The organism is Planomonospora alba, assembly GCF_039534085.1.
Taxonomy (GTDB): domain Bacteria; phylum Actinomycetota; class Actinomycetes; order Streptosporangiales; family Streptosporangiaceae; genus Planomonospora_B; species Planomonospora_B alba.
In genome coordinates this window covers 101,268-113,799 of the sequence record NZ_BAAAUT010000007.1, presented here as the reverse complement: position 1 = coordinate 113,799, position 12,532 = coordinate 101,268, and the positions used below count along the sequence as shown (strand labels likewise).

Sequence of the window (12,532 nt, the reverse complement as noted above, 5' to 3'; positions counted from 1 at the left end):
GGAGACGGCGGGCGGGAGACGGCGGGCGGGAGACGGCGGGCGGGAGACGGCGGGCGGGAGACGGCGGGCGGCGGGGCCGTGCGGCGCTCCCGGGGCGGGGTTCGCCCGGTGCCGGGAAAACGTCGGACCCCGCGCTCACAATGGACGGCATGGAGAAATGGCGTGAGATCCGCGAGACGCTGCGCGAGTTCGCGCTCCGCTTCCCCGGAGCCTACGAGGACCATCCCTGGGACGAGACGGTCGTCAAGGTCAACAAGAAGATCTTCGTCTTCCTCGGCGTCGAGGAGCCGACCGAGAAGTGGAGCCCGAGCCTCGGGGTGAAGCTCCCGGAGTCGAACGGCCACGCGCTGGCCCTCGACGGCGTCCGGCCCTCCGGCTACGGGCTCGGCAAGGCCGGGTGGGTGACGATCCCGCTGACGGGCGCGCTCCCGGAGACCGAGCTGCTGCTCGACTGGATCGAGGAGAGCTACCGGGCCGTGGCGCCCAAGAAGCTCGTCGCCGCGCTGGACGCGCCGGAGGGCTGACCCCGGGCCCGCGGGGCGCCGACCGTTCCGCCCGCGCCGCGACCGGCGGACCGGAGCCGCCGGCGCGGTGCCGGGGTGCGGGGCCTCCGTCACCCCGCGTCCATCATGCGGTTCTCCCACGCCCACGCCGCGATCCCGACCCGGTTGCGCACACCCAGCTTGGCCGTGATCCCGGACACGTGCCCCTTGACCGTGCTCAGCGTGATGAACAGCTCATCGGCGATCTCCTGGTTGGTCCGCCCTCTGGCGACCGCCCGGACGATCTCGGTTTCCCGCGCGGTCAGCGGCTGCGCCGGGGCCCGGCCCCCGGACCGGGACCGGGCCCCGGCTCCGCGACCGGCGAGGTGGCGTAGCAGCCGCAGTGTGATCGACGGCGAGATGAGCGCGTCCCCCGCGTACGCGGCCCGCACGGCCTCGACCAGCAGGCGCGGGCCCGCGTCCTTCAGCACGAACCCGGCCGCGCCGCAGCGCAGCGCCCCGTGGACGTACTCGTCCAGGTCGAACGTGGTGACCATGACCACCCGGGACGGGGCCACGGCCAGCGCGCGGGCGACCCCGATCCCGTCGAGGCGGGGCATCTGGACGTCCACCAGGCACACGTCCGGACGCGTCCTGCGGGCCCGCTCGATCGCCTCGACGCCGTCGCCCGCCTCAGCGACCACGGTGATGTCGGGCTGATCCTCGAGGATGATCCGCAGGCTGGCCCGGACCGCCGCCTGGTCGTCGGCCAGGAGCACCCGGATGGTCATCGGCGCCTGCGGCCGGGCACGCGCGGCGTCACCGGTGCTCCCCGGCCGGCGCGGACGGCACCGGCGGCGCTCCCCGCCGGTCGCCGACGGCCGCCGATCCTCCCCGGTGGGGGATGGTGGCGCGGACGGACCAGCCGGAGCCGGGGCGGGGACCGGCGGCCAGGGAGCCGCCGAGCGCCTCGAGGCGCTCGCGCATGCCGATGAGGCCGTACCCGGCGCGGCGGGGGCGGCGGGCGGGCATCCTCGGGGCGTCGTCTGCGACCTCGACCGTGACGGCGTCGTCGTGCTGGGTGATTCCGATGGTGACCGCGCGGGCGTGCGGGGCGTGCCGGGAGACGTTGGTCAGCGCCTCCCTCACGATCCGGTACACGGTGGCGCTCACCTGGGGCGGCCAGCCGGCCGGTTCGGCGTCCAGCCGCAGGTGCGCCCGGCGGCCGCGGCTCTCGAAGCCCTCGATCAGCTCGCCGAGCCGCTCGTGCCCCCCGGACGCGGGGGCGGCCTCGCGCAGGAGGCCGACCACGCGGCGGGTGGCGGCCAGCGCCTCCGCGCCCGCGGCCTCGATGCCGGCGAGGGACCCGTCCGCCCGCTCCGGGTGCCTGGCGGTGACGAGCCGGGCGGCCTGGGCCTGCAGCACGATGTCGGCGATGTGGTGGGCGACGACGTCGTGCAGCTCCCTGGCCAGTTCCAGCCGCTCGGCACGCCGTATCCGCTCGGCGGCGGCGCGACGGCGGGCGGCTGCCAGCCGGAGGCCGAGCCCGAGCATCAGCCCGGCGGACCAGAGCAGACCACTCAGCACCGGCACGGCCGAGGCGGGGGCGGCGAGGAGACCGCCCACCACCACTGCCGCCCCCGCCGCGGCCACGGCGCAGGCCCGGCGGGCGGGCAGCGTCCTGACCGCGGAACCGGTGAGCACCGCCAGCCCCAGGGAGGCGGCGGGGCCGGGTTCGGCGGGCAGGTGGAGGAGGCGGGCGGCGGGGACGGCGAGCGCGGCCATGGTCAGGCCCGCGACGGCGGTTCGCAGCGGATCGCGGCGGCGCGCCAGGGCGAGCGCGCACACCGCGGCCGCGACCGCCGCGCCGAACGGCCAGTGGCCGGCGCCCCAACTGCCGGCGATCCGGTACGCCTGGTAGGTCACGGCCGCCGCGAACACGGCGCCGAGCCCGGCGCCGGCCGCGACCTCGGCCCGATCGGAAACCCGCACGCCATCCAGGCTAGGAGAGGGCCCCGTCGGCCTGTACCGGCCGAAAGTACTGTCCGCTCCCTGCTTTCCACCGATCCGGGAGCGGGCCGGAGGCCGCAGGCTCAGGCCCATGTCACACGAAACGCTCCCCCCGGCACCGGAGGCCGCGGGACCGGGGCGGCCCTCGGCGGCCTTCTCCGGCCGGCCGCGCATCGCCGCGCTCGACGTGCTGCGCGGGTTCGCCCTCTGCGGGATCCTGCTCGCCAACGTCAAGCCGATCGCCCACATGGGCGGAACCGCACCGGTCGCCCAGGCGGTGGCGGTCGGGCAGGACGGCGCCGGCCCGGTCTGGCCGGCGCTCCTCGTCGACCAGCGCTTCTTTCCGATCTTCTCCCTGCTGTTCGGCGTCGGTTTCTCGCTGCTGCTGGACTCCGCGGGACGCCGCGTGCCGCGCCCGCGGGTGCCGCTGCTGCGCCGGCTCCTGGTCCTGCTCGCCCTGGGCCTGGCCCACATGTTCCTGCTGTGGCGGGGCGACGTCCTGACCGTCTACGCCGTCGTCGGCCTGCTGGTGCTGCTGCCCTCGACCTGGCTGCCGCGCCCGGTCGTCGCGGGGCTCGCGGCCGCCCTCATCGCGGCGCCGCTGCTCCTCGGCGGCAACGGCGTGCCGCTGGTGCCCGGGCTGTTCCTGCTGGGCTCGGCGCTGGCCCGGTACGGCGTGATCGACCGCATGGAGCGCTCCGCCCGCGTCCCGGCCGTGCTGGGCCTGCTCTTCGCGGCAGGGGCGGTGCCCGCCCTGTGGCTGCAGTTCGGGACGCCGATCGGCGAGGCGGCCTTCGGCCGCTGGTTCGCCCTCGCCGGACTGCTGACCGCGGGCGTCTACGTGTGCGCCCTGCTGCTCCTGCTCAGGACCCCGCTCCAGCCCGTGCTGCGGAAGGTCTTCGTGCCGCTGGGCCGGATGGCGCTGACCAACTACCTGTCCGCCACCGTCCTCGTCCTGGTGGCCGCCCGCGTCGTCGGCGGGTCGCCGGACGGCTGGTCGCCGGCCACGGTGCTCCTGATCGCCGGAGCCGTCCTCATCCCCCAGTGGCTGGCGTCCACGCTCTGGCTGCGCCGCCACCACCAGGGCCCGCTGGAATGGCTCTGGCGCTGGGCCACCTGGGCCCGGCGCCCGCCCCTGCGCCGCGTCCCCTGACCGCCGGATCCGCGTCCCCGGCCCGTGAGGGCGGGCCGGGCGGGACGGGGTCAGGTGACGGTGAGCCGCCGCTGGTAGCGCTCGTCGCGCCAGAGCTCCTTCGCCAGCACCTCGGTCAGCGTGGCCGCCGCGTCGTAGACGTCCACGTGGCGCAGGTAGAGCGGGGCGAAGCCGAAGCGGAGCACGTCGGGGGCGCGGAAGTCCCCGTGCACGCCCCGGTCGATCAGGGCGCGCATGACCGGGTAGCCGTCCGGGTGGCTGAAGCTCACCTGGCTGCCCCGCCGCTCCGGGTCGCGGGAGGTGACCAGGGTGAGCCCGTACGGCGCGCACGCCTGCTCGACCAGGTCGATGAAGAGGGAGGTGAGCGCCACGCTCTTGGCCCGCACCCGGGCCATGTCCACTCGCTCCCAGACGTCCAGCGAGGCGTTCAGCGCGGCGAAGGAGAGCACGTGCGGGGTGCTCACCGCGAAACGCCGCACCCCCTCGGCCGGGCGGTAGCCGGGCTCGAACGCGAACGGCGCGGCGTGGCCGTGCCAGCCGGTCAGCAGGTGCCGGGCCTCGGCCTGGTGGCGGGGGTGGACGTAGACGAAGGCCGGGGCGCCGGGGCCGCCGTTGAGATACTTGTAGGTGCAGCCGACCGCGAAGTCGGCCGGCGACATGTCCACCTGGTAGGCCCCGACGCTGTGGCACAGGTCCCAGATCATCAGCGCGCCGGCCGCCTGGACCCGGGCGGTCACCTCGGCGGTGTCGTGGCGGTCGCCGGTGCGGTAGTCGACCTCGGACAGCAGCACGCAGGCCACGTCCCCCGGCGCGAGCGCCTCGTCGAGGCCGTCGGCGCCGCGCACGTCGCGGATCTCGTAGCCGCCCAGCGCCTCGGTGAGCCCCTGGACCATGTAGCGGTCGGTCGGGAAGTTCTCCAGGTCGGAGACGACCACCCGGCGGCCGGGGCGCAGGCCCAGCGCGGCGGAGACGGCCTTGACGATCGCGATCGAGGTGGTGTCGCCCACCACCACCTGACCGGGGCCCGCGCCGATCAGGGGGGCGATCCGGTCGCCGGTGGAGACCGGCAGGTCGAACCAGCCGTCGGCGTTCCAGGCGCCGACCAGGCGGCCGCCCCACTCCTGCTCCACGACCCGCAGCAGGGCCGCCGAGGCGCTCTTCGGTGGCGCGCCGAGCGAGTTGCCGACCAGGTAGACCGTCCCCTCCGGGAGGGTGAACTCGTCCCGCAGGTCCTTCAGAGGGTCCTCGGCGTCGAGGGCGGCGCAGTCGGCGCGGCTGATGGTCATGACTCATCTCCAGGTTGGATCCTTACCAACCCGTCAATAATCCAGTACGGGGGCATGCGTCCGCTACCAGGTTGTATGCACTGTTTCAGAAGGAATTTCCACCCGACCCGGGGACCGACCACCCGGTCCGGCGCGGGAGCGAGCCCTCAGACGGCGCTGCGTGCCCTGGCCTCCTCCGCCAGGATGAGCGCGCCGGCGTGCTCCGCCGTACCGCGGGCCCAGGTGCCCGTGGTGGCGGCGCCGAGGGCGAGCACGGCGACCCCGCAGCCGGTGATGATCCACCACGACGCGTGCGCGGCACCGGCGAAGCCGGGGCCCGCGGTGACGGCCCCGCCCACCCCGGCGGCGATCACCGAGCCGATGACGGCGACGCCCAGCACCTGCCCGACCTGGCGGCTGGTGGAGGTGACCCCGGCCGCCACCCCGGCCTGGGAGACCGGCATCCCGGAGACCGCCGTGTTGGTGACGGGCGCGTTGAGCAGGCCCATGCCGATCCCGAACAGCACGAAGGAGGTCAGCAGCAGCGCGTCGTGGGCGCCGGTCCCCGCCACCGCGGGCAGCGCCCCCGCCGACGTCATCGCCGCGCCCGCCGCCAGCAGCGGCGGCCGCGCTCCCCGGGAGGCGACCAACCGGCCGGAGAGCGGGGCGAACAGCAGCATCATCAGCGCCATCGGCAGCAGGTACAGCCCGGCGTGCAGGGCGGTCATGCCCCGCACCTCCTGCAGGTAGAGGGTGTTGAGGAACAGGAAGCCGCCGAGCGCGGCGAACCCGCACACCGCGATCGCCGAGGCCCCGCTGAACGGCGCGCTGCGGAAGAACCTCAGGTCGATCAGGGGATCGTCCCGGCGCCGCTCGTAGAGCACGAGCCCGGCCAGCGCGCAGCAGGCGACCGCGAGGCAGCCGGTGATCACCGGGGAGGTCCAGCCGAGGACAGGGGCCTCGATGATGCCGAACGTGAGGGGCCCGAGCAGCAGGATGACCAGGAGCTGCCCGACGGGGTCGAGCCGCCGGGCCCGGGCGGCCCGGGACTCTGGGACGAACAGCGCGGTGAGGACCAGGGCCGCCAGGCCCACCGGGAGATTGATCAGGAAGACGGCGCGCCAGCCGACCGTGTCCACGAGCAGGCCGCCGACCAGTGGCCCGGCGGCCATGCTGATGCCGACCACACCGCCCCAGAAGCCGATCGCGCGGGCCCGCTCCCCGGAGTCGGTGAAGGTGTTGGTGATGATCGACATGGCCACCGGGTTGAGCATCGACCCGCCGACCGCCTGCACCACGCGGAAGGCCACCAGCCAGCCGAGGCTCGGCGCGAGGCTGCACAGCACCGAGCCCGCGGTGAACACCACCAGGCCGGTCTGGAAGACCCGGCGGCGCCCGATCCGGTCGGCGGTCGAGCCGGAGAGCATCAGCAGCGAGGCCAGCACCAGGATGTAGGCGTCGACCGTCCACTGCAGGCCGGAGACCGAGGCGTCGAGCTCGCGCCGGATGGCGGGCAGGGCGACGTTGAGGATGGTGGTGTCGAGACTCACGATCAGCAGGCTCATGCAGCAGATCGCCAGCACGCCCATGCGCCGCCGGTAGGTGAGCTCGGCCATGTGGGCACCTCGGGGAAGTCAGCGGTGGAACGCGGCTCGAACGCGACTCTGAATCCTCACATTTACCCGCACGCCGCGCGTATCACCCTGTGGTGGGGAAGTGATCCCGGAGACGGCCGTTGCACATGCTCTACCCTGGCCGTCCAGGAGAGCGAAGATCCAGGAGGGCTCCGTGGAAGCTCGGACCGAGACGGTCACCGTCGCCGACGGCTCGTTCGACCTGCACCTATGGCTCCCCGCGAGCGGTCGCGGCCCGGTCGTCCTGCTGGTCCAGGAGATCTTCGGCGTCGGGCCGTACATCAGGAAGGTCGCGGAGGACCTGGCGGCGCTGGGCTACGTCGTCGGGGCGCCGGACCTGTTCTGGCGGATCGCGCCGCACTGGGAGTCCGACCACACCGAGGCCGGGACCATGGCCTCCATGGAGGTCGCCTCCCGCCTGGACTTCACGCATGCGGTCTCCGACGCGGCCATGGCGCTGGCGCACCTGCGGGGGCTGCCGGAGTCCACCGGGCGCGGCGGCGCGCTCGGGTTCTGCCTGGGCGGTTCGATCGCCTACGTCCTGGCCGCCTCGGTGGAGATGGACGCGCTGCTCTCGTTCTACGGCTCCGGCGTGCCGGACGCCGTCGGGCTGATGGAGAAGATCTCCTGCCCGGCGCTGCTCGTCTTCGGCGGCAACGACCCCTACATCCCCCGAGACCAGGTCGCCAAGGTCGAGGGGGCCGCCTCGGTGCGGCCGAACGTCGAGATGTACGTCGCGGAGGAGGCCGGGCACGCCTTCCACAACCACGAGGCGCCGCAGTTCCACCACCCGGAGGCCGCCCGGGCCGTCTGGGCCCACGCGACGGCCTTCCTCGCCCGCCACCTCCCCGCCACCTGACGGTCCGGCCGTCCCCGCCGTCCCGCGAGCCCGGTCCCGCGCGGTCCTGAGCCCGGTCCCGGCGGCGCTCGCCACCCGCCGGTGGCGGGCCGGTCGGCGCCCTTCCCCGACGGCCGCGTCCGGCGGGACCGGGAGGAGCCGGGCGCGCGGATAGCGGTCAGGACCGTTCCACCGTAACGGACAAAGAAAACCCCCGGGGATCACCACACGGGCACGATCCACCCAAAAGAATCACGGGACCAACCTCTGTATCTGTGCGATCGTGGACAAGGCGGGGCAAGTTCTCTGGAGACGCCAAACCCGGTTGGTGACAGAGGGTGATCAAACGTGCAGCAGTCCCCGGTACCCCCCGAGACCCCGATCTATCGGCGCATCGCCGACGGGCTCCGCGAAGCGATCCTGTCCGGCGAGCTCCGGGACGGGGACCGGCTTCCGGGCGAGAACGCCCTCATGGCGCAGTACGGCATCGCCCGTGCGACCGCCAGGCAGGCCCTCTCGGTGCTCATCAACGAAGGACTGGCCGTGCCCAGGCGAGGCTCGGGGGTCTACGTCCGGCAGTTCCGGCCCATCCGGCGGCACGGCTCCCGGCGGCTCTCCCACGGGCGCTGGGGCCGGGGGCAGGCCATCTGGGACGCCGACACCGAAGGCCGGCCGTACACCGTGGACGAGGTCCACGTGGACAGGGAGACCGCCGAGGAGGACGTCGCGCGGGTGCTGGGCGGGTCCGACGTCTGGGTGCGGCGGCGGCGCTACTCGGTGGACGGGCGGCCGGTGCAGCTGTCGGTCTCCTACTTCCCCGCCGCCCTGGTGGAGGGCACCCCGGTCGTCGCCGAGGACACCGGCCCCGGCGGCGTCTACGCCCGCCTGGGCGAGCTCGGCAGCGCGCCGGCCCACTTCACCGAGGAGGTGCGGGCCCGGATGCCGCACCCGCACGAGACCGTCCAGCTCGACCTGCCCGCGGGCACCCCGGTCATCGCGATCATGCGGACCGCCTTCACCGAGGAGGGCGTGCCCGTCGAGGTCAACGAGATGGTCCTGGACGCCGCCTCATACGTACTCCAGTACGACTTCGACGCATAGATCAAGCCGATCTGTCAACCGGTAGGTTGACCTGACCCCCGCGATCATTGATTTCTCTAGAGAGGTGCCGCACCGTCGGAGATGGAACGTCACAGCGGTCCTGGGCTCGGGGAAGGGTGCGTGGATGTCTTTCGACCGGCATCTGGCAGAGATGGCCCGGGAGTTTCCCGCCTGGACGATCTGGCGGAGCGACGCGGGCCGGTGGTGGGCCACCCGCCACCACCCGCTGAGCTCTGCCCAGCGGGCGGCCGGCTGCGCGATGACCGTCGACGCGGACGGGCCGGAGGAACTGCGCGAGCAGTTACGTGACCAGGAGGAGCGGGCCGGCGGGACCGCCTCCTCCTGAGAACCGCCCGGCGGCGTGCTCCGCGGGTCTCCCGCGGAGCCGGCGCCGGGCCCCGGTCGCGGAAGCCCTCGACCCTATCGGGGGCGAGGGCTTCCGCTCGCCCCGCCCGGCGGACCCGGCCCGGTCTCCGGGCGCCTACGTGCGGACGGCGAACTCGCCGTCCCCCTCCCGGGCCGGCCCGGACCCCGGATCGGTGTCGTCGGAGGCGACGGCGTGGCGCCCCTGGCGCGTCACCGGGCGCGGCTCCTCGCCCTCCTGCGCCGGGCGCGGCTCCTCGGTCTCGTCCTCGACGATCACGCGGACCGCCTCGACGTCGACCTCGGGGACGGCGTGCGGGCCGGACCGCTGCGCCTCGGAGCCGGCGGGCGGCACGGGCTCCCCGCCGACGGGCCAGGCGACCACGGCGGAGGAGACGGGGACCCCGGCGGCGGACGCCGGGACGGCGGACCCGGAGGACCCGGAGGACTCGGCGGACTCGAAGGTGGCGGCGGGCTCGGCGGGTTCGGAGGTCGCGGCCGGCGGGGCGGAGGACGCGGCGGCGCCGGAGGCGGCCGGAGGCAGGACCGCGGCCTCATCGATCAGCGGACCGGCGGTGTTCTCCCGGTGGATCAGGTCGCCGAGGACCGCGCCCATCTCGTTGAGGCGGCGCATGACCTCGCGGTGGGTGTCGGTGAGGTAGGCGACGCGGCGGCCGGTGCTCTCGTCCAGGATCGCGGCGCGCTGCTGGGCGGCGCTCAGCGTGGCATGGGCCTCGGCGTTGGCCGACGACACCGCCGACTCCGCCTCGGCCCGCGCCCGCGTCAGGGTGGACTCCGCCTCCGCCCGCGCCCGGCCGAGCGTCTCCTCGGCCTCGCTCCGCGCCGCGCTGATCGTCCGCTCGGCCTCGCTCCGTGCGCGGTTCAGGGTGGACTCCGCCTCCGCCCGCGCCCGGCCGAGCGTCTCCTCGGCCTCGGCCCGGGCCGTTCCCAGCAGTTCCTCCGCCTCACCGCCGGCCTGGGTGAGCCGCTGCTCGGCGGTGGCGGTGGCCTCCGTGACCCGGCGCTCGGCCTCCTGCTGCGCGGCGGTGAGGATGCCCTCGGCCCGCTCGTGGGCGGAGGTGACCAGCCGCTCGGCCTCGGCGGCCGCCTCGTCCCGCAGCCGGGCCGCCTCGGCCTCGGCGACCTCCCGCTTGGCCGCGGCCTCCTCCTCGGCGAGCTTCAGGATCTGGCTGAGGCGCTGGCCGAGCTCGTCGTAGTCCTGGGGGGCCTCGGAGAGCCTGCGCCGGGCCTCGGCGAGCTCCAGCCTGCTCTGCTCCGCCTGGTCGATCGCCCGCGCGACCCGCTCCTCCAGGTCGCGGATCTGGTTGCGGGTGCGGATCATGTAGTCGTGCACCTGGCGGCGGCTGTAGCCCCGCATGACGACCTCGAACGAGTCCTCATGCATCAGGTCGGGAAAACTCTCGTGCTGGTTCGTCATGGCATTGTCCGTGGAGGTCGCGTGGCGGAAAAGGAGACGTCAGAGACGACTCTGCTGTCAACCACCCGTAACCGCAACCGGAACGGAGACATGCTTGCGGAAATATCGGACACACTCACGGCCCGTAACATCGTCTCCATGAACCTCACGCCGCACATCGCCGCCCTGGACGGCGGCGCCGCCCCGGACATCCACCCCGACGCCTACGTCGCGCCCGGCGCGGTGGTCGTCGGCCGGGTGCGGCTCGGCCGCGCGGCGAACGTCTGGTACGGCTCGGTCCTGCGCGGCGACGACGAGGCGATCGAGGTCGGCGAGGAGTGCAACGTCCAGGACCTGTGCTGCCTGCACGCCGACCCCGGCGAGCCCGCCGTGCTGGAGCCCCGGGTCAGCCTCGGCCACAGGGCCACGGTGCACGGCGCGCACGTCGAGACGGGGGCGCTCATCGGGATCGGCGCGATCGTGCTCGGCGGGGCGCGCATCGGGGCGGGCACGCTGGTCGCCGCGGGGGCCCTGATCGGCCCCGGCAAGCGGATCCCGTCGGGGGTGCTGGTGGCGGGCGTGCCGGGGAGGATCGTCCGCGAGCTCACCGACGACGACCGCGCCTCCTTCGCCCGCACCCCGGACAACTACATGGCCAAGGCCGCGCGCCACCGCGCCGCGGTCCCGCTGCCCGCCGTACCCGGTTCCTGAGACCGTCCCGGAGGCCCGGGCCCGACCCACCCGGCTCCGGGGACCGTCAGGTCCCGGGGCCCGTTCGGGGCCGCCGGTACCATGACGCCGTGCGGCACTGGGACGGTTTCGACGCCATCGAGGGCGACGTGCGCACCATGGTCGCCGATCCCCGCTGGCCGTCGCTCCCGCTGCTCGCCCGCGCCCAAGCCGTCGCGCTGCGCACGCTGGTCACCCCGGACGGCGGCCGGTGGCTGTTCGGGGCGCACGGGCGGTGGTACCGGCAGGACCCGGCCGACGGCCGCTGGCACCTGTCCCCTCCGCCCGCCGACCCGGGGCTGCGGGCCTCGGCGCACGTCGTGCAGGCCACCTCGGTGGTCCCGCTCCACCTCGTCCCGGCCGGTCCCGACGTGACCGCCGACCGCGGCTCGGTCCAGGCGTTCGTCGGCCCGGACGTGCCGCCCCGGATCACCGAGCGGGTCCGCGGGCTGCTCGCCTCCCAGCGGGGCAGGCGTCCGGAGGACTTCCCCGTGCACGGCGCGTTCGCGGGCCTGTTCGCCGCCGAGGTCGCCGGTACGGTCGCCGCGATCTGGGGCACCCTCGTGTGGTGCGCCTACGCGCCCGCCTTCGACGGCAACGAGGTGCTGCTGTCGATGTTCGGCGAGTTCCTGGCCCGCCCGCTCCCGGGCGACGAGTGGGTCCGCTGGCTGCCGTCCGCCTCCCTCGACGACCTGGCCGCGCTGTACGGCGAGCGCGTGCGGGCCGGCCACCCCGAGGCCGGGCGCCGGCTGGTCGCGCTGGTGGCCGAGACAGCCGAGGCCGTGCTGTCCGACCCCCGCTTCCGCCCCCGGGCCCGCGCGCTGCTGGCGATGGTCGAGCCGATCCTGCACCGGACCGGGGAGGACGCCTCCGCCGCCCACCGGGGCGACGAGGCCCTCCGGCGGGCGTGGCTGACGCGCCGCCCCTCCCACGTGGTGCTGGCCGAGGACGCCCCCGGCGACCACTTCCAGCACGTCTTCTACGACCTGGTCCGGACGCTGGACTTCGTCGCCGCCAAGGGGGCCGACCCCCGGGCGGTGGCGGTCTCCCTGCTCGCCGCCGACCTGGCGGCCCACGCGCCCCGGGCGGCCGAGCGCGTGTACCCGTGGCTGGACCCGGAGCTGCGCCACCTGCTGCACGCCGTGCTCGCCGATCCGGCGCACCCGCTGCGGCGCTGCTGGCCCCGGCCGGGCGGCGTGCCGCACTTCCCCGAGGCCGCCGCGCTGCCCTCCGCGCTCCACCCGCCGGACCGGGACTCGGCCGCGGCGCTGCTGGGCGCCTCCTACGCCACCGGGCTCGCCTGGTGCCGGCTGTCGGAGACCGAGGCGCCGGAGCGGGGGTTCGCCACGGCCGCGGCGGTGGTGCACCGGCTGGCGCACGAGCGGGACGACCCGCTGCCGCACACCTCCGGGACGTCCACCTGGCCCGGCTTTTGAGCACCCCGCCGGATTCAAACCACTAATCCGGATATTTCATCCTTACTTCGCCTATACCCTTCTCCTCCCCCGGCTGCCGCACAATTAGCTGAATCGTGATCTCG

At 74.8% G+C, this 12,532-nt stretch carries 12 protein-coding genes; 7 read left to right on the top strand and 5 right to left on the bottom strand.

Going from position 1 to position 12,532, the window contains the following annotated elements:
- Window positions 1-149: 149 nt before the first annotated feature.
- Complete coding sequence (locus tag ABD823_RS06090; protein WP_344856764.1) at window positions 150-524, top strand: MmcQ/YjbR family DNA-binding protein; 375 nt, start codon at window positions 150-152, stop codon at window positions 522-524.
- An 89-nt stretch (window positions 525-613) separates the two neighbouring features.
- On the opposite strand, the gene ABD823_RS06085 is transcribed toward ABD823_RS06090, so the two are convergent.
- On the bottom strand, window positions 614-1,273 hold the full coding sequence (locus tag ABD823_RS06085) for a response regulator (RefSeq protein ID WP_344856762.1): 660 nt from the start codon (window positions 1,271-1,273) through the stop codon (window positions 614-616).
- A 28-nt stretch (window positions 1,274-1,301) separates the two neighbouring features.
- A complete protein-coding gene (locus ABD823_RS06080; protein ID WP_344856760.1) occupies window positions 1,302-2,474 on the bottom strand; it encodes a sensor histidine kinase in 1,173 nt (390 codons plus the stop codon).
- 109 nt (window positions 2,475-2,583) lie between these two features.
- Here ABD823_RS06080 and ABD823_RS06075 point away from each other — a divergent pair, with 109 nt between their 5' ends.
- Window positions 2,584-3,645 carry a DUF418 domain-containing protein gene (locus tag ABD823_RS06075; protein ID WP_344856758.1) on the top strand — a complete coding sequence of 354 codons (1,062 nt, stop codon included), beginning with the start codon at window positions 2,584-2,586 and terminating at the stop codon, window positions 3,643-3,645.
- A gap of 50 nt (window positions 3,646-3,695) precedes the next feature.
- Here ABD823_RS06075 and kynU read toward each other — a convergent pair whose 3' ends face one another.
- Together kynU and ABD823_RS06065 are read right to left on the bottom strand one after the other, a co-directional pair.
- Complete coding sequence (gene kynU / locus ABD823_RS06070) at window positions 3,696-4,931, bottom strand: kynureninase (RefSeq protein WP_344856757.1); 1,236 nt, start codon at window positions 4,929-4,931, stop codon at window positions 3,696-3,698.
- A 146-nt stretch (window positions 4,932-5,077) separates the two neighbouring features.
- Window positions 5,078-6,526: an MFS transporter gene (locus tag ABD823_RS06065; protein WP_344856755.1), complete on the bottom strand. Its 1,449-nt coding sequence runs from the start codon at window positions 6,524-6,526 to the stop codon at window positions 5,078-5,080.
- Window positions 6,527-6,698: 172 nt separating this feature from the next.
- Between ABD823_RS06065 and ABD823_RS06060 the strand changes: the two genes are divergently transcribed.
- The 3 genes from ABD823_RS06060 (at window position 6,699) to ABD823_RS06050 (ending at window position 8,829) form a co-directional block, all read left to right on the top strand.
- Complete coding sequence (locus tag ABD823_RS06060) at window positions 6,699-7,403, top strand: dienelactone hydrolase family protein (protein ID WP_344856753.1); 705 nt, start codon at window positions 6,699-6,701, stop codon at window positions 7,401-7,403.
- Window positions 7,404-7,730: 327 nt separating this feature from the next.
- Window positions 7,731-8,483, top strand: coding sequence for a GntR family transcriptional regulator (locus ABD823_RS06055; protein WP_344856751.1), 753 nt, complete (start codon window positions 7,731-7,733; stop codon window positions 8,481-8,483).
- A gap of 124 nt (window positions 8,484-8,607) precedes the next feature.
- Window positions 8,608-8,829 (top strand): hypothetical protein, encoded by a 222-nt coding sequence (locus tag ABD823_RS06050; protein ID WP_344856749.1) that lies wholly within the window; start codon window positions 8,608-8,610, stop codon window positions 8,827-8,829.
- Between the two features lie 135 nt (window positions 8,830-8,964).
- Here ABD823_RS06050 and ABD823_RS06045 read toward each other — a convergent pair whose 3' ends face one another.
- A complete protein-coding gene (locus ABD823_RS06045; RefSeq protein ID WP_344856748.1) occupies window positions 8,965-10,284 on the bottom strand; it encodes a DivIVA domain-containing protein in 1,320 nt (439 codons plus the stop codon).
- A gap of 138 nt (window positions 10,285-10,422) precedes the next feature.
- Here ABD823_RS06045 and ABD823_RS06040 point away from each other — a divergent pair, with 138 nt between their 5' ends.
- Both ABD823_RS06040 and ABD823_RS06035 read left to right on the top strand, forming a co-directional pair.
- Window positions 10,423-10,974: a gamma carbonic anhydrase family protein gene (locus tag ABD823_RS06040; protein ID WP_344856746.1), complete on the top strand. Its 552-nt coding sequence runs from the start codon at window positions 10,423-10,425 to the stop codon at window positions 10,972-10,974.
- A gap of 89 nt (window positions 10,975-11,063) precedes the next feature.
- Complete coding sequence (locus ABD823_RS06035; RefSeq protein WP_344856744.1) at window positions 11,064-12,428, top strand: hypothetical protein; 1,365 nt, start codon at window positions 11,064-11,066, stop codon at window positions 12,426-12,428.
- Window positions 12,429-12,532: the final 104 nt, after the last annotated feature.

Coding starts and splice junctions, on each gene's coding strand:
- ABD823_RS06090 (WP_344856764.1), top strand. CDS start 150: ATGGAGAAATGGCGTGAGATCCGCGAGACGCTGCGCGAGTTCGCGCTC.
- ABD823_RS06085 (WP_344856762.1), bottom strand. CDS start 1,273: ATGACCATCCGGGTGCTCCTGGCCGACGACCAGGCGGCGGTCCGGGCC.
- ABD823_RS06075 (WP_344856758.1), top strand. CDS start 2,584: ATGTCACACGAAACGCTCCCCCCGGCACCGGAGGCCGCGGGACCGGGG.
- kynU (WP_344856757.1), bottom strand. CDS start 4,931: ATGACCATCAGCCGCGCCGACTGCGCCGCCCTCGACGCCGAGGACCCT.
- ABD823_RS06065 (WP_344856755.1), bottom strand. CDS start 6,526: ATGGCCGAGCTCACCTACCGGCGGCGCATGGGCGTGCTGGCGATCTGC.
- ABD823_RS06050 (WP_344856749.1), top strand. CDS start 8,608: ATGTCTTTCGACCGGCATCTGGCAGAGATGGCCCGGGAGTTTCCCGCC.
- ABD823_RS06045 (WP_344856748.1), bottom strand. CDS start 10,284: ATGACGAACCAGCACGAGAGTTTTCCCGACCTGATGCATGAGGACTCG.
- ABD823_RS06040 (WP_344856746.1), top strand. CDS start 10,423: ATGAACCTCACGCCGCACATCGCCGCCCTGGACGGCGGCGCCGCCCCG.